The 16,879-nt window shown below is 41.4% G+C and carries 16 protein-coding genes; 14 read left to right on the top strand and 2 right to left on the bottom strand.

Features of this window, described 5'->3' with window-relative positions; all coding sequences use genetic code 11:
- Window positions 1-86 precede the first annotated feature (86 nt).
- The 4 genes from R2Q66_RS05135 (at window position 87) to R2Q66_RS05120 (ending at window position 5,907) form a co-directional block, all read left to right on the top strand.
- Window positions 87-1,385, top strand: coding sequence for a nucleotide sugar dehydrogenase (locus tag R2Q66_RS05135; protein WP_316746929.1), 1,299 nt, complete (start codon window positions 87-89; stop codon window positions 1,383-1,385).
- A gap of 266 nt (window positions 1,386-1,651) precedes the next feature.
- Window positions 1,652-2,353 carry a hypothetical protein gene (locus R2Q66_RS05130; protein ID WP_316746928.1) on the top strand — a complete coding sequence of 234 codons (702 nt, stop codon included), beginning with the start codon at window positions 1,652-1,654 and terminating at the stop codon, window positions 2,351-2,353.
- A gap of 58 nt (window positions 2,354-2,411) precedes the next feature.
- Window positions 2,412-4,772 carry a TonB-dependent receptor gene (locus R2Q66_RS05125; RefSeq protein WP_316746927.1) on the top strand — a complete coding sequence of 787 codons (2,361 nt, stop codon included), beginning with the start codon at window positions 2,412-2,414 and terminating at the stop codon, window positions 4,770-4,772.
- Window positions 4,762-5,907 (top strand): PepSY-associated TM helix domain-containing protein, encoded by a 1,146-nt coding sequence (locus R2Q66_RS05120; protein WP_316746926.1) that lies wholly within the window; start codon window positions 4,762-4,764, stop codon window positions 5,905-5,907. Before R2Q66_RS05125 ends, R2Q66_RS05120 begins: the two co-directional genes overlap by 11 nt.
- 5 nt (window positions 5,908-5,912) lie before the next feature.
- Here R2Q66_RS05120 and R2Q66_RS05115 read toward each other — a convergent pair whose 3' ends face one another.
- Window positions 5,913-6,110, bottom strand: coding sequence for a hypothetical protein (locus tag R2Q66_RS05115; protein WP_316746925.1), 198 nt, complete (start codon window positions 6,108-6,110; stop codon window positions 5,913-5,915).
- Between the two features lie 50 nt (window positions 6,111-6,160).
- Window positions 6,161-6,952: a hypothetical protein gene (locus R2Q66_RS05110; RefSeq protein ID WP_316746924.1), complete on the bottom strand. Its 792-nt coding sequence runs from the start codon at window positions 6,950-6,952 to the stop codon at window positions 6,161-6,163.
- Window positions 6,953-7,387: 435 nt separating this feature from the next.
- Here R2Q66_RS05110 and R2Q66_RS05105 point away from each other — a divergent pair, with 435 nt between their 5' ends.
- The 10 genes from R2Q66_RS05105 to R2Q66_RS05060 all read left to right on the top strand — a co-directional run bounded on the left by R2Q66_RS05105 (window position 7,388) and on the right by R2Q66_RS05060 (window position 16,877).
- The gene (locus tag R2Q66_RS05105) at window positions 7,388-8,821 is read left to right on the top strand and encodes a hypothetical protein (RefSeq protein WP_316746923.1); all 1,434 of its coding nucleotides are present in this window, start codon (window positions 7,388-7,390) and stop codon (window positions 8,819-8,821) included.
- A gap of 215 nt (window positions 8,822-9,036) precedes the next feature.
- A complete protein-coding gene (locus tag R2Q66_RS05100; protein WP_316746921.1) occupies window positions 9,037-9,666 on the top strand; it encodes a DUF6266 family protein in 630 nt (209 codons plus the stop codon).
- Entirely contained in the window at window positions 9,666-9,941 is a 276-nt protein-coding gene (locus R2Q66_RS05095) for a helix-turn-helix domain-containing protein (RefSeq protein WP_316746920.1), read from the top strand. Before R2Q66_RS05100 ends, R2Q66_RS05095 begins: the two co-directional genes overlap by 1 nt.
- Before the next feature lie 195 nt (window positions 9,942-10,136).
- Window positions 10,137-10,787: a DUF6266 family protein gene (locus R2Q66_RS05090; RefSeq protein ID WP_316746919.1), complete on the top strand. Its 651-nt coding sequence runs from the start codon at window positions 10,137-10,139 to the stop codon at window positions 10,785-10,787.
- 76 nt (window positions 10,788-10,863) lie between these two features.
- Window positions 10,864-11,226 carry a hypothetical protein gene (locus tag R2Q66_RS05085; protein WP_316746918.1) on the top strand — a complete coding sequence of 121 codons (363 nt, stop codon included), beginning with the start codon at window positions 10,864-10,866 and terminating at the stop codon, window positions 11,224-11,226.
- Window positions 11,145-11,717 (top strand): peptidoglycan-binding protein, encoded by a 573-nt coding sequence (locus R2Q66_RS05080; RefSeq protein WP_316746917.1) that lies wholly within the window; start codon window positions 11,145-11,147, stop codon window positions 11,715-11,717. Before R2Q66_RS05085 ends, R2Q66_RS05080 begins: the two co-directional genes overlap by 82 nt.
- The gene (locus R2Q66_RS05075; RefSeq protein ID WP_316746916.1) at window positions 11,714-12,103 is read left to right on the top strand and encodes a hypothetical protein; all 390 of its coding nucleotides are present in this window, start codon (window positions 11,714-11,716) and stop codon (window positions 12,101-12,103) included. The genes R2Q66_RS05080 and R2Q66_RS05075 overlap by 4 nt, the downstream gene beginning before the upstream one ends.
- Window positions 12,091-12,735, top strand: a complete 645-nt coding sequence (locus R2Q66_RS05070; RefSeq protein ID WP_316746915.1) for a DUF6266 family protein — start codon at window positions 12,091-12,093, stop codon at window positions 12,733-12,735. Before R2Q66_RS05075 ends, R2Q66_RS05070 begins: the two co-directional genes overlap by 13 nt.
- Before the next feature lie 420 nt (window positions 12,736-13,155).
- Window positions 13,156-14,292, top strand: a complete 1,137-nt coding sequence (gene gmd / locus R2Q66_RS05065) for a GDP-mannose 4,6-dehydratase (protein ID WP_316746914.1) — start codon at window positions 13,156-13,158, stop codon at window positions 14,290-14,292.
- A gap of 95 nt (window positions 14,293-14,387) precedes the next feature.
- Window positions 14,388-16,877, top strand: coding sequence for an SLBB domain-containing protein (locus tag R2Q66_RS05060; protein WP_316746913.1), 2,490 nt, complete (start codon window positions 14,388-14,390; stop codon window positions 16,875-16,877).
- The last annotated feature ends 2 nt before the right edge of the window (window positions 16,878-16,879 follow it).

The raw sequence follows: 16,879 nt of genomic DNA, 5'->3' as shown, positions 1-16,879 counted from the left end.
GAATTTTGAGCAGCTGGCTTGAGATTTGATCAGCTGATCTGGAAATTTTAATCAAAGGATCTGGAATCCGTTGCTAAAGGAAAAAAATGAATATGGATAAAGCGTATAAAATTGCAATTATAGGTTTAGGTTATGTGGGATTGCCGCTTGCTATTGAATTCGCGAAAAAGTATAAAGTACTCGGATTTGATATCGATGAACTCAGGATTCAGGAACTTTCCAATGGAGAAGACCGAACCAGAGAAGCAGACCTGGAAGAATTGCAGCAGGTATTGCAGTTAAAGAACAGCCAGGAAACAAGCACCGGCTTACAGTTTTCTTGTACTACCACAGACCTGGAATCCTGCCAGATTTATATCGTGACCGTTCCTACCCCGATTAACCGCTTTAAAGCACCGGACTTACAACCCTTACTGAAAGCTTCTGCCATGATTGGCGGTGTTCTAAAAAAGGGCGATATTGTGATTTACGAATCCACTGTTTATCCCGGGTGTACGGAAGAAGATTGCGTACCGGTGTTGGAGCAGTATTCTGGTTTAAAATTCAATATAGATTTCTTCTGTGGCTATTCTCCGGAAAGGATTAATCCCGGGGACCGCATCAATACCTTAACGAAAATCAAAAAGGTGACTTCCGGTTCAACGCCTGAAATTGCCGAATACATAGACCAGTTATATGGTCAGATCATTACTGCCGGCACCCATAAAGCACCTAGTATCAAAGTTGCCGAAGCTTCAAAAGCCATAGAAAATGCACAAAGGGATGTCAATATCTCTTTTGTGAATGAACTGGCCCTGATTTTCGACCGTATTGGTATCGATACTACAGATGTGATTGAGGCTGCGGGAACAAAATGGAACTTCCTGAAATATAAACCGGGATTGGTAGGTGGCCATTGTATTGGCGTAGACCCCTATTACCTGGCGCATAAAGCGGAGTCCTTAGGTTACCATCCACAGGTAATTTTGTCAGGCAGAAGAGTAAATGACAATATGGGCATGTTTGTGGCCAATAAAGTAGTCAAATTGATGATTGCCAAAGGCTTTCCAGTGAAAGGGGAGAAGGTATTGATCCTCGGTTTCGCATTTAAGGAGAATTGTCCTGACATCAGGAACACCAGGGTGATCGATATTTACCATGAACTGCAACAATTTGGGATGGAGGTTACCGTTTATGATCCCTGGGCAAATCCTGAGCTGGTGCAACAGGAATATGGTTTTCAGACCGATAACATCCTTATAGATAAAAGCTATAAGGCGATTATTATAGCCGTTTCTCATCAGGAATTTTTAAGTATTGATTATGGAAAATACCAGCGGGAGGGGACGATTATCTTCGATACGAAATCCTTTATTGACCGTAAATTCACGGATGCCCGACTTTAATACACGCAATATTGCTATTTTAGTATTATGGCACGTTTTTGGTTAGCATCAGGAAAAACTACAATAACCGATGCGCTCTAACTCCGTAAATGAGGTTTTTCAAAAGAAAAATGTCCTTTTTAACCTAATGGTCTGTCTCAAATGACACTATTAATTAGAAAATTCTTTTCCGGTATCAATGATATCAAAATCAAATATTTAAGTGTTGCTTGTATCAATTATTGCTGTATTTTTATGGCTCAATTAAAATCCGTGGGGGAAAATTAATGAAAAAACAATTACTCGTTCTTATGCTGTTATTGTCCGGGGGGACTGCTTTCTCTCAGATGAACTCAGATTACAACTATTCCATTACCCTGAGGGGCTATGGATCAATGCAAATGCCGAAGCTGTTTAATGAAACAGAGCCGGTTCGGTATATCAATACCTACTTTTCCGGAATTATGGTGAAGTTTAATGACAACCAGATCAATTACCGCTTAGGTGGAAGTTACGTCAAACAATCGAAAACTTTTTATAACAATTGTAATACTTGTGATATTGTGAAAGGCAATGTGACAGATTATACGTTTAAAGTAGGTTTTGAGAAAAACATGAACTTCGCAAGAGTGCAACCTTATATAGGTGCCGATCTGGGATACCGCTCCAATCGTTTTGTAGGAATTTCTGAAAATGCCAATGTCTTAAAAGCGCAACTGGCTGCCGGGATGGGTTTACCTCCTGTGAAAATGGAAACTTCAAAAAATGGATTTATTCTTTCTCCGGTAATTGGTATTAAAGTTCATCCGACGCCGCAGTTCACACTCTTTGTGGAAAGTAGCCTTGATTTCTTCTATTCTTATGAACGACAAGAAGGAGTTACTGAAGATGCGAGCAATTACAGAACCTTTACCAGGACCAATAAATCAGAGTTTCTACTAAATCCGATCTCTATAGGATTAAGCTTTCACCTGGGGAGCAATAAATAAAAATTAATTTTACTACTTTTGCGCTTTATTTAGATTAAATTCAAATAGGGTGCAGGGGATGATAAAAAGATTTTTGCTACTAAGCTTATTGGTTTTGCCAATGGGTGTTTTTGCTCAAAGTGTAATTACAGGTCAGGTGACGGACAAAAAAGGAAGTCCACTTGCTAATATCGTAATCAGCCTGAAAGGGAATACCCTGGAGACAGCCAAAAAAGCTGCGCCCGGAGCCTTATCAGAAAATTATAATAAAACCAGTCAGACAAACCTGACTGGTTTTTATACGTTTAAGGATTTAGATAGCGGAAATTATGTGTTAACAGCCTCCGCTGTCGGCTATCAACCGGTTTCTAAAACGGTGTTATTAAAAGGAACAGCAGCACTAACCGTTAATTTCAGGCTGTTAACTGCGGCTGGCGACCTGAATGAGGTGACCGTTACCGCTTCCAGAAATGCGGAAACGCTAAAAGATGTGCCTTCCTCGGTACGCATTTTAAACTCGAAACAGATCGAGATGCAAAGGGGTATTTCTACCGACCTGAACCAGATTTTAACCTATAACATCCCGGCATTAACTCTTGGAACCAATACGGTGGTGAACAAAGGGCAAACCTTGCGTGGCAGAAATGCATTGGTGATGATTGACGGGATTCCACAATCTACGCCCCTGAGAAATGGCGAGCGTGATTTCAGAAGTATCGACCCTTTTGTGATCGATAAAATTGAGGTAATCGAAGGTTCTACCGCTATTTATGGCAATGGTGCCGATGGTGGGATCATCAATTACATTACCAAAAAGGCCGATACCAGCAAAAAAATCAGCTCCCTGACGGAAGTATCTGCAATGGGTTCCCTGGTTAGTCCGAAGCATTCCTTAGGCTCGCGTTTCTCGCAGTTGTTTACCGGAAAAGTAAATCAGCTGGATTACGTATTGAGCGGTACTTATGAAAAAACAGGTGTCAATAAAGATGCAGATGGAAAAGTCGTTTCCCCTTTTCAGTCGCTAAGTGAGACCAGCAGCAAGAATTTATATGCCAAATTAGGGTATAGCCTCAACCAAAAGAGCCGCATCGAAGTGATGTATAATTACTACCATACCCTGCAAAACAGCAGTTATGTGGATTCTGCGGGGATTTATGGTGTTCGCCCGATTACCGGAAAACCAGGTACTCCAATCGGCGACAAACAAGGCACCCCATACAACCATAACGCCTATATTCAGTATACCAATCAGGAGATTTTTAAGGGGACTTCCCTGAATGTGAACCTGTATATGCAGGATTTCTACTCTATCTTCGAGTATTCTGATTTCTATAAACCAGCAGGGAACTCTGCAATCGCCTCTAAGAAAAAGGGATTAAGGTTTAATTTTAATACGCAATACCATCTGCTGGATCAGCTAAAAGGGGACGTAACCTACGGTTTAGATATGTTAAACGATGTGACCAAACAAAACCTGACCGACGGTAGGGAGTTTGTTCCGGAAATGAATATGAAAAATTATGCGCCATACGCGCAACTGCGGACTTTCTTATTCGAGAATCTGGTCTTTAAAGCCGGTGCCCGTTATGAAAACATTCAACTCGGTGTTCCCGATTATACCACCATCCCTTTTGGAAATTATGCCGGTGGGGTAGCGGTTAAAGGTGCCGATTTAAGTTACCATACTTTGGTGTACAATGCTGGATTAAGATATAGTAAATGGAGTTTGTTTAATCCTTTTGTGAGCTTTTCTCAAAGTTTTTCTCTGTACGATCTGGGTAGAACGCTACGTCTGAGTGCGGTAGATGATGTGAGCAAAATCGAAACGAAAGCCATTATCACCAACAATTATGAAGTCGGTTTTAGCAGTACCTGGGAGCGTTTAAATGTGACGGGTGCTTATTATGTGAGTACGTCGGATTTGGGATCGAGCTTAAAAGATGTAAATGGAGTGGCAGTTCCAGAAAGAGCACCAGAGCGTGTATCTGGTTTCGAGGCGACCGCAAACTATACGTTCCTGCCTAACCTTTCTATGTCTTTCGGATTTTCACATATGACGGGTACAAAGGAAGTGAATGGTAAGAAACTGGCTTTGCCAACCACCAGAATTGGCCCTGATAAGTTTACCAGTAGCCTGAGCTATTCTCCTGTGAAGGCCTGGGATCTGAGTTTATTCTGGATCTATTCGGGTTCGAGAAAAGAGTTTAAGCCAGATGCTAAAGGGAACTATGCCTTAGGCGAAGGTCCGGTGAACTCCTTTAATTTCTTCAATTTATATACTGCCTACCATTTTACCCCTAAAGTGACGGTAAAATTGGGTATCGATAATTTGCTGAATGCAGACTATTACCCGGTGTTGTCGCAAGGAAAAGTACGCACAGATTCTTATATCAAAGCGAATGGCGCACGTTTTAACCTGAGCATGGCGTATGCGTTTTAAACCTTTCGCTGCTTTTTTACATTTATGGGGCGGTCTGCTGATCGGTTCCCTGATTGTTGTGATTTCGATTACCGGTTGTATCAATGTGTTCAATGAGGAGCTGTTTGATCTTTTTCATAAAGACCTGGTCGAGGTAAAAGCAGAAACCAGGATTCCTTTGCCTTTATCGGTACTCGCTGAAAAAGCAGCACAGGTTTTGCCCGAAGGAAATAGAATTACTAAAATTGAGATCGCAGCTGCGGCGGATAAAAGTTATGTGTTCATCGCGCAGGAAGCCAATAAAAAGGCTAAAGGGATCACGTATTTTGATCAGGTCAAGTATTTCAGCAAGGTATATGTAAATCCATATACCGGAGCGGTGCTGGGACAAGTCAACATGAAATATGAGTTTTTCAATGTCGTGTTGCAACTGCACAGATATCTGTTGCTGAAAAAGGCAATCGGTAGCCTGGTCACCGGTATCACCGTATTGCTGTTTTTGCTGATGTTGATCACCGGATTGATCATCTGGCTGCCTAAGAAGTTCAGGAACTTCGGTAAGAAACTGAAAATCGACTTTGCCGGTAAGTTTAAAAAGGTAAATCACCAGTTACATACTGTTCTGGGGATATATGTATGGCCTTTTGCTTTACTGATCGTGATCACCGGACTCAGCTGGTCCTTCAAATGGTGGGAATCCGGAATGCTGAAAGTATTGGGTGGAAACACGAGGGTACTCCTGGCGAATGTCCAGCCTGTACCTGCGATATCACCATTACATGGTATTGCATTGGATGAGGCATTGCTTGCCCTTCGCGATCAGGCGAAAGGGAATTTTGAAACCATTGGCATCAGTATTCCCACAGAAACAGAAAAATCTGCTTCCGGCTATGTGGTGATGCGCGATAGCGGCGATGCCTGGTTGGGTATGAGCTACTTTTCTATTGACCATAATTCGGGCGCAATATTCGACAAGATGCTTCACCAGGATAAAAAAACGGCCATGAAATGGCGTAATTCTAATGAGGCGATTCATACCGGACGGATATATGGCTGGCCAACGCAAGCGCTTGCGTTTTTTGCCAGCTTTATATGTGCGACTTTACCGGTTAGCGGATTCTTAATCTGGCTTCGGAAGCGGAAAAAAAAGGGTTAAAGTGGTTAAGGTTTTTTTGCGAGATCGATGTTCATGATTTGTTCTTTGGTTAAACCGGTTGCTTTAGCTATTAAAAGAATTGATATACCCAATTTTTTCATGTTTAACGCTGTTTCTAACTTTTCTTCCCTTTTGCCTTCCCTTTTTCCTCCCATATAAAAGGGATCTTTTTCTTTTGTAAAAAAATTCTCTATTTCGTCCATAACTTCTTCTATTATTGGTCCCAGGTCCCTTAATTGATGTGTTTACGCTATTATTTTAAACGCTGGATTTCTTTCTTCGTTAAACCAGTTGTTTGAATGATTAAATGAATAGATATACCTAACTCTTTCATTTTACGTGCATTTTCCAGGTTATTTTCCCTTTTTCCTCCCATAAAAAAGGGATCTTTTTCTTTCACATAAAAATTCTCTACTTCGTCCATAACTTCTTTTAGTGTTTGTTCTAAGTCCCTTAATTGGGCAAAGACTTTTAATTGGTTAATATATTTGCCATAGGCAAGTTCTTCTACTGCTATTCTTTTAATCTCCATAACCAGCTCCGTTAACACCACTTTCGGCTCTACTGCCGATAAATCGGCCAGGATCGTCAAGAGCTTCATTTCAATCCCTTCATCATACAGGAACAGCTTATAATCAATCGTACTAATCGCTTTTGCATCATAAGAGAACTTCAGGTTTGCCGTATCAATATGCGTAGGCATGTTTAGTTTCTCTTTCCCCAGGTAAATCATATGCTGACTCACCGGCAGCTTATATTTCTTATGCAGCATAATACAGTAATCCGCCATCCGGTATGCCATATTCTGATCATTTTGCCGCTGATACTCGATGTGTAAAATAAACACCTGACCATTTTCATCCTGCACCTTTTTTAACAGGTCTGGTTTTCTTTCTTTGGTCTGTTGTAAATCATCAGCGATTTCCTCGCTGCGGGTGATTTTCATACTCAATACCTGTGCGACTATTCCCTCCAGATTCGCATCCATATTTTCCTTAAATATCTTATCATACTTATTGCTTTGCCTGGGATCATTGAGCTCCATATCTTCTTCAATCTTGTCTATCGAATATCGCTCAAATAATTAATTAAAACAATAATTAAAGGTCAAAATATTTCGTTTAATGATTTTAGTAAATAGATCTGATGATTTGCGATGAATTCCAGAAAACCAGTAGGTTACCGCATCATCTTTATGCCTAATGCGCATGTTTTAAAATTCAATCTGCTATGATCTGGACTAAACTCTACATTTTAATTTAGAAAAACCAGTTTTATTTCCTTTAAATGTTTGAATATTACTTATTAGTGTTAAGGTGTTGTTTTTCTTGTGTTTAAATAATATTTAATCTAATAAATTGGTGTTTTTTACAGACAGTTGCGCCTCATTTCTACAGACAGTATTTTTAATTAGGAATTTGATAATTATAGGTGACTATTTGTATTACTCAGATATGTCGTTTGAGGAATATTAATTTTTATGAAAAGATATCATTTTCTTATCAGTTGGAATTCAAGCCGTAATTTAAAATCTTCTGCTGTTGGTAAAGACACTGAACAACAATTGATTGAGTTGATTGCTGAAGCGTATAACCGCGGTAATCATCCGGATCACTATATGATGCCCTCAGTGAGGATCCTGGCTAAGGATCTGGGCGTTCAGCGACACCTGGTAGCAGGTGCTTACCGGTATTGGATTACACGGGAAGAGATCCTTTATTCAAGGGGTCGGCAGGGTACATTTATGTATTCACGCCAGGAAAAAAATCCGGCCATTAAGGTCGCCGCTTCTGCGCAGTTTTCATTTCAGGAGAAGCCAGTCCGACGTTCAGGGGCCGGGGAACATCAGGGACTGAATATTCTGACGCTGGGCAGCACCTATCCCACAGGGCCATCGACGGGCTTTAATTCCAATCAGAATAAAATGCCCGGGAATTTCCCTTCAGCAATGGCTTTCAGGCGCGCTTGTTTTGCTAAAGATATGTTGGGGATCCTCCGAAACAGAAAGCTCGTTAACCATGAGCGGCAGTTTTGCGCCATTCCAAATGGGAGGGCCGTTCATAAAGTATTAAAAATGATCACGGAGCCGGAAGATTTGATGGTGATGACCTCTATAGATGATTTTGAGCTGGTAGAGACTGCGGCACAACTGGGCTTAAATCTGGCCTTTACCGGGACAGATGAACAGGGGATGTCGGCAGAAAAGCTGGAAGATATTTGTCTGTCCGGAAAGGTGAAAGTGGTATTCCTGAGGCCGGCTCCTGATTTTCCTATTCCGGTCAGCATGACTCGTTTAAGGTGGAGGAAGATGGTCGAATTAGCCGAAAAATATGGATTTTGTATCCTGGTATTGGATGAGGATTACGAGTTTCTCCATAAAAAAAATGCGCCGCTACCCATTTCTCTGGAAAGTGGAAAGGTGATTTACATCGCTCCTTACAGCAAAGTAACCCCTGTTTCACACCGGGTCTGTATGGTGGCAGGTCCCGAAGATTTTATAGTGGCGCTTAAGGAAAGGGCAAAAATGGTGATCAACACCTGGAATCAGTCGGCAGAAAAAGCGGCTTTGCTCGCTTTATCGAGTTCAAAATTGAGGATTCAGGTGAAAAAAGGAAATCAATGCTGTGTTTCAGCGGCCTATAAATGGAACATGATGGTTGTTAATTACCTGTCTGGACTAGCGACACTGACCTTTGCCGATTCCGGAACTTTTGGGTTTTTAAAATTTAAAACGCCAATCAGTGGCTCCCTGGTCGCCAATTTCATGGAAAACCGGTTGTTTTTGGAAGAAGAAAATTTCGCTTTTGAACCAGATGAGCCAATTGACGGCTTTAGATTTAGCTTGTTTATCAGGGACTGGACTGCTATAGAATTTTTCATGAAAATGATCCGGGCCATGTTGGACGGAAGATAAGGGGAAGTAGTCGGGTTGTGGTCGGGAAGAGTGGCATCTTCAGATAGAGTATGGAAAGGGTTCATCATAGGTTGTTCATAGTTTGATGTGGGTTTAATTATCCAGACCCTTTCCTATAGTTTAGGCAACCGTAACTAGAATAAACGCGCTTCCCGACTAGTATCCATGCCTATTACCAAACGAATTATCATTTATAAACTAAATACTTTTTAATTATGGGAACTATCAAAAATGGCCGTCACCACGGTAAGGTTGGCAAAACAGTGACTTATATGTTGAATGGAAAGCTGGTCACCCGTTCGATTGGAAAATCGGATAAACCAGCTACGGATCTCCAGAAAGCGATTCGTCTGCGGACTAAAGTGACTTCTAAATTTTTACTGACACTTAAGGAATTCATCCTCGTCGGGTATGAAGCAGATGCCCGTCGAATTAAGCAGCATCCGATTAATCAGGCCTTCCGTTATCATTGGAAGCATGCTTCAACAGGTAATTATCCGAAGATCAAAATAGATTTCCCAAAGGTATTGCTCAGTTATGGCTCCATGCCCCTGCCTAAAAAAGTAGTGATATCGGTAGTGGAAAAGGGTTTTAATTTTAGCTGGGGCTCGCAAAAGGGCCTGACGGGCACACATTGGTCGGATCAGGTGATGCTGGTGGCTTATTTCCCGACTTTAAAAAGGGCGGCCTATAAGACTGCCGGTGCAACCAGAGATCAGGGAACCGATCTGCTGCCCATTTTCGATATCCTGCATGGCGTAGTTGCAGAAACGTATATCGCCTTCATTTCTAACGATAGAAAGACCATTTCCAATAGCGTGTATACCGGAAGGGTAACCTGGTAATGAAGGCGTTTAATTCGCTGTTACATCTAATCAGGGAGCTGTTAAAAGTACAGGAGAAGCAGCTGGATGTTTTATTGAAACTGGAACCCGCTGCATTGCCGGTTGTGGAGGAAGAGGTTTGGCTAAGTACGCATGATGTCATGAAGATTTTTAAAAGGAGCGAACGTACCCTTTATAGCTGGCGTAAAGGTGGGGATCTACGCTTTAAAATAAAGGGACGAACCTGTTACTATTTGAAGTCGGATGTGTTTAACCGGGTGAATAAAGAACGCTGAGTTCCAGCATGAGGGCGAATCGTTGAGCGGCAGATTCCGGCAGTTGAGCGGCAAGTTCCGGCAATCTCCGGCAGTTTTGCCTTGTAAATTAGGACGTTACTTTTTGCCGCTTTACATTCGTTCAACAAATCCAAAGTACCGGTATACAATTGATTTGAATAAACAGAATAATTAAACCTTTTAAAATTTAAAGTTATGGGAACGTATAAACCTGGAGTTTTTGGACCATTCAATGGTAGAGTTGGCGATGTAGTTGCCGCAAGATGGAAAGATGTTAATGTTGTAAAAAATCGTCCGGCGAAATCAAGTAAACCGGCCTCCATCCTGCAGAAGGATCAGCGGTCAAGATTTGGACTGGGAACCACTTTAGCAGGACATGCTGCTGACATGATTAATGTCGGATTCAGGGGGATGCCTGGGAATGTGACGCCAGCCAATATCTTCACGAAACAAGTGTTGAATAATTATATCACTGGTGCCTATCCGGATTACGTATTGGATTATCCCAATATCAGTTTCAGCAGAGACGGAAATCTGGGTCTGGGTACGAAATTAAGTGTTCAGGTGCTTCCGGAGCAAACGCTTGAGTTAACCTGGGTAATGGATACGAAGCCTGGAAAGGTGACAGATGCCACAGATAAGGTGCATATACTGCTTTACAATTCGGACAAACATAAGTCCGTAAAATCGGCAGATGGATTAACCAGGGGAGATAGCCCTGTGACCCTATATGTTCCGGGTTCTTTTGTTGGCGATCAGGTGCATTGCTGGCTGTTTTTCTCTTCGGTAAAGAATAAGGAGGTTTCTCCTACGGCTTACCTCGGTGTAGTCACCATTTTGATTTAATCACAAAGATCTCCCGGCAGTGTTTATGAGGCCCTGCCGGGGTTCTTTCATCTCTTAATTTATCTAAATAGAAATCATGAATACGAAAAAATTAAAGCTACCGGCCTTCCGATGGGAAGAGCCTGCGGGGATTTTTATGCTGTTAATGTTCTTATGGACTTTCGGTCCAATCGTGCTTCGGGGGATGGACGACACGACCGGAACTATAGATCAAAGCATTTGGCTGCTGGTTTTACTCAGTATCATCAGCTTTTTACTACTCACGGGCTTAGCCTGGTGGATTTTAAATCAGGCCTGGATGGCCATAGGGCTACCCGCTATTTCATTGATGGTTTTACAGTTTAACACCCTTTTATTATGGCAGCAAGTTCGTTTATTTCTGGCCTCCTTTGGATTGCTCTTGTTGGCAGCTACGGGTTGCCTGATCGCATTGTGCTAAAACCAGCAGTAGAGGCTTTGTCCAAAGCTGAGGTTGTCAAATATCGATTGTTGCTGGTCAAAATTGCGCAGGGCGAGTTGGGATTGAGGGAGAAAACCGGTCGGAATGACGGTAAACGGGTTGCTGAATTTTTAGCCAGTGTTGGCTTAAAGACGGCGGAGCCCTGGTGTGCCGCCTATATCAGCTGGGTTTTTGCCGAAGCAGGTTTTGTAAAACCCAGATCAGGCTGGTCGCCGGATTTATTTCCTGTTTCCCGGTTGGTTAGCGTTGCCTTACCTGGAAACCTGATCGGGATTTACTTTCGGGAGAAAAAACGGATCGCGCATGTCGGCATGATTGAAAAACAAGATGGCGATTGGTTGGTGTCGTTAGAAGGCAATACCAATATTACGGGGAGTAGGGAAGGTGATGGGGTATACCGGAAGCGGAGGCACCGGAAAACGGTTTATAAGATCGCAGATTGGGTTAGCAATGGGAGGAGGACACTGTGAAGCGTTTATGGTTGCTGCTTTTAGCGGGTATAACCGGTTGCGGTCTTTTTAAAAATACGGCAAAAAGTTCGAAAGAGGTAGCGTCGGAAGCTACGGTGCTTCGCTTTTATAGTGATTCCAGTAGTTATCAGGAGGAAGTGCTGATCTGGCCGAAAGGGGAGTTTAGTTATTCGCCGGGGACAGGTTTTTTTGGGGAGGCAGAAAAGGTTCAGGTAAAAGGGACGGGATATCGTGCAAAGCTGGGCGCGGAAATGAGTAGTGAGAAGTACGCAGCGGAGGAAAAGTTGCTGGTTAGGGAGTCAAAGTTGGATTGGATGTTATGGGTGTTGGTTTGTGGGTTGGGTATTTATTTATCTTTTAAATTTTATAAAATATGGCAATTGTAATTAAATCAATTTGTGGTCATCTATCAGGAGATGTTGGCTCAACTGTAGATCAGGGTAAAAATGATAAATCCCTGGTCAGGGACGTACCGGATCCTTTGGCTCCGAAGAAGCCTTTAACGGAAGGTCAACGAATTCAACGGGAAAAATTTGAAGTCTTAAAGACTTTTTTAAAGCCCTTTTCGAAAGTGTTGGATGTAGGGTTTAAAAACCAGGCGTCTGGTTTGACCCCTAAAACGAAAGCGCTCGCGGTCAATCTTCCTAGAATGATTATCGGATACAATAAAGAGATTTTGCTAAATGTGGTTGATCTTAAGTTGAGTGAAGGGTATGCAGCCCGATTGGGTAATTTACAAATGGAAGATAAAGGCGGCGGTCTTTTTCGCTTAACCTGGGATAAGTGTGATAACATTCTTGGGAAGTACAATGTGATCTCATTGGTTCTTTATGACGATAATCAGCATAAAGTTTTTTATACACCTAACCTTACTCCTGTTAATCGTCAGGAGGCTGAGTTTCTGCTGGGCGATTTGGTCGGGCATTGGGTGCATGTATATGTATTTACCGTAGGTGTTAAGGTAAAGGGTGTTAAAAATTCGAACTCTAATAGCCAGTATTTAGGGATGGTGTCTTAATTGATTTTGTACCCATGGCGCTTGGGGGGGCGCCATGGGTATAGAAAGTTTACTATTCGGAATTTTTCGAGTAGTTGAATCTTCATTTAACAATACGTCAGTGCAGAGTGTTCCTAATCTTGTGAATCAGCTCTTGTTGTCAAAGCGCTTTCTAAACCAGGCTAGAAACCACGCTTTTCTCCAGCCTTCCCGTTCTTAAAAACACCCTCTCTCTCTAAAAACACAAAAATTTTGCCTGTGTTTTCAAAACTTTTTGCTGTTTTCTCCGAATTCTTCATTTTTTATCCGACAACAAAATTCTGATATCGAATGAAGTGTGGTTTAGACCGTGTTTTTTGCAATTCCAATTGTCATGAATTTCCAACAATTCAAATAAAATCCTATATATTTGCTTCTTACACCTATACGATAGAATAATAAATGAAAGTTGCATTAATAACAGGCGTCACAGGACAAGATGGAGCATATCTTGCCGAGTTTTTACTGAAAAAGGGATATTTTGTGCATGGGTTGAAAAGACGTTCTTCTTCGTTTAATACAGAGCGTATAGATCATTTGTATCAGGATCAGCATGAAAAAAATCTGAACTTCAAATTGCACTATGGCGATTTAACAGATTCTACCAACCTGATCAGGATTATTCAGGAAACGCAGCCGGACGAAATTTACAATCTTGCGGCAATGAGCCATGTTAAAGTGAGCTTTGAAACACCAGAATATACTGCTAATGCCGATGGGATTGGTCCACTGAGATTATTGGAGGCCATCAGAATTCTGGGTCTTGTAGAAAAAACTAAAATTTATCAGGCTTCGACCTCAGAATTATACGGATTGGTACAGGCGGTTCCACAAAGTGAAACTACGCCATTCTACCCGCGTTCTCCGTATGCTGTGGCTAAAATGTACGGTTACTGGATCACAGTGAACTACAGAGAGGCTTATAATATGTACGCTTGTAATGGGATCTTGTTTAACCATGAGAGTCCGGTAAGAGGGGAAACTTTCGTAACGCGTAAAATCACACGTGCCGCTTGTAAGATCGGTTTAGGCTTACAGACCTGTTTATATCTGGGTAATTTATCTGCGCAGAGAGACTGGGGTCATGCTAAAGATTATGTAGAGGCCATGTGGTTGATCCTTCAACAGGAAAAACCGGAAGATTATGTGATCGCAACCGGGGTAACTACTACTGTTCGTGACTTCGTGAGAATGAGTTTCGCAGAATTGGGAATTGAGGTTGAGTTTAGCGGAAAAGATCAATATGAACGCGGTGTGATTATCGATGTTGACCAGGAACTTATACAAAAATTAGGATTAAATGAAGAGTTCTTAAAACCGGGTACGGTTGTTGTTCAGGTGGACGAAAAATACTTCAGACCAACAGAAGTTGATTTGTTACTGGGAGATCCTACAAAGGCAAATACGCAGTTGGGTTGGATACCAAAATATGATTTACCGGCCTTGGTTAAGGATATGGTACATTCGGACCTTCATTTGATGAAGAAAGATGAGTACCTGAAACAAGGCGGTTATAAGACTTTAAATTATTTTGAATAATATATAAAATAGTACAATAGATTATAAAAGGGGGCGGCTTCCGCTCCTTAGTAAAAGTTCTGATTGATCAGAACGGGGGCCACAAATTTTACTATATGAACTTTAAAAATACCATTACAGCTGTTCTTTTTTTTGTTGCAGTGCTGATTGCACAAAGTGCTTATTCACAAGCTAATTATGCAGATACTAAGGTCGATGACCTGACGGATGCGCAGATTAAACAAATGATTCAACGCGCTGAATCTGTTGGTTACAGCGATGCGCAGCTAGAGCAAATGGCAGCAGCTCAGGGGATGAAGCCCGGGGAAGTTCAAAAGCTTCGCGATCGCGTAGACAAGATCAGAAAAACTACAGGTGATGTGGCGGTTAAACCAGGAATGGATGTCTCAACGGATAGACAGTCGGATACTACAACCAATAAAATCACCAAGAATACTAAAACGCCAACCAGTAAAAAACAAGCCGATATATTTTCAGAATTTAAACCAAAAATATTTGGGGCAGAGTTGTTTGCAAACAGCAACATTTCTTTTGAGCCAAATCTAAGAATGGCTACCCCAAAAAGTTATGTGATCGGTCCTGATGATGAATTACTAATCGATTTAAGTGGTGATAATGAAGCTAGTTATAAGCTGAAAGTAAATCCGGAAGGAATTATTACCCTACAATTTGTAGGCCCTGTTGCAGTTGGAGGTCTTTCTATCGAGCAGGCAATCTCCAAGGTAAAAGCAAAAATGTCGGGCACTTACCCAGCTTTAAAAAGCGGTAGAACAGCCCTTTCGATTAACCTTGGAAATATCCGAAGCATTAAAATCACCATTCTAGGTGAGATCGTTAAGCCAGGATCTTATACACTATCTTCTTTATCAACGGTATTCAATGCATTAAATGCATCTGGTGGCCCAAACGCAAATGGTTCCTTCCGTAAAATTCAGGTGATCAGAGGAAACAAAGTGGTTTCTACGATTGATGTTTATGATTTCCTGTTAAACGGCATTCAGAAAAACAATATCCGATTACAAGATCAGGATGTGATTAACATTCCGGTGTATCAAAGTCGCGTGGAGATGTCAGGAGAAGTGAAACGTCCGGCTCTTTTTGAGGTGTTGAGCAATGAAAGCCTGGAAGACGTAATCAGGTTTGCCGGTGGTTTCTCTGATAAAGCATATACTGCTCAGGTCAAAGTATTACAAAATACAAATAAAGAACGCAAAATTTCTGATGTGTCTGCTGAGAAATTTGCTACTTATGGCCCGTTAAATGGCGATAAATACATTGTAGAAAGTATTCTGGATCGTTTTGAGAACAGAGTGGAGATTGCAGGTGCGATATTTCGTCCTGGACAATATGAATTGGATAAAGGTTTAACCTTAAAAGGTTTGATCTCTAAAGCGGATGGAATCAGAGAAGATGCCTTTTTAAATAGAGGATATATTTCAAGGTTAAATCCGGATAATAGTCTGGCCTTAATCTCTTTTGATTTGAATAAGGTGCTAAATGGTACGGAAGCTGATGTGCTTTTGTTCCGTGAAGACAAAGTAACAATTTCTTCGATTTTTGACCTTCGTGATGAGTATAAAGTGAGTATTCAGGGTGAAGTAAGAGCGCCGGGGATATTTGATTATGCGGATAACATGAGGTTAGAAGATGTGATTCAAATGGCTGGTGGTTTTAAAGAAGGAGCAACTCCTAATCGTATTGAAATTTCCAGAAGAATAAAAAATAGTGATGCCATGTCAGCCTCCGCTTTAACGGCTGAGGTCTTTAACGTGAGCGTTGATCCAAATCTTAAGATTGTAGATACAGATTTTGTCTTGAAACCATTTGATGTGGTTTCAATTCGTAGTGCAGAAGGCTATCAGATTCAAAAACAAGTAAAGGTAGAAGGTGAAGTGCTGTATCCTGGAACTTATACCATCATGCAGAAAAATGAAAGGATTTCTGATGTGATCAAAAGAGCTGGTGGTTTAACGCAAACTGCTTATCCTGATGGTGCTTCCTTAAAAAGACCAGGTGCAGAAAAGGCGAATCCTAATGACAAGAACGCCATTAACAATAAGGAAGAAGACGATAAGAAGTTTTTAAGCTTGAAACGTGCGCAGGAAGTCGGTACAAAAGATACAGCTAAAGCTGAGGTGGAGGAAAAACTGATTCAATCGGATTTGGTGGGAATTGATTTAACTCAAATTTTGAAAAAACCCCAATCCAGATATGATTTGATTGTTGAGGATGGAGATATTGTACGGGTACCAAGACAATTGCAAATTGTTAAAGTGACCGGGGAAGTGCTTAACCCGAATGGGATTGTGTATTTGCCAAGTAAAAACTTTAAGCAATATATCAATGGTGCGGGTGGATATACGGCTTATGCTCACAAGAAAGGTGCTTATATTAAATATGCCAATGGATCTGTTGAGGCAGCAAGGAAGTTCTTGTTTTTTAATAACTATCCGAAGGTGAAGCCCGGAGCAGAAATTATGGTACCTAAGAAGGCAGAGAGAGAAAGAATGACAGCACAGAGCTGGATTGGTTTAGGAACTGCTATTGCTTCTATGGGAGCAATTATCGTATCATTACTTAGATAGTA

Origin of the sequence: Pedobacter gandavensis (assembly GCF_032677645.1) — a bacterium.
GTDB classification, from domain to species: domain Bacteria; phylum Bacteroidota; class Bacteroidia; order Sphingobacteriales; family Sphingobacteriaceae; genus Pedobacter; species Pedobacter gandavensis_A.
The sequence above is the reverse complement of the archived record's forward strand: the minus strand, read 5'-3'. Positions and strand labels throughout refer to the sequence as shown.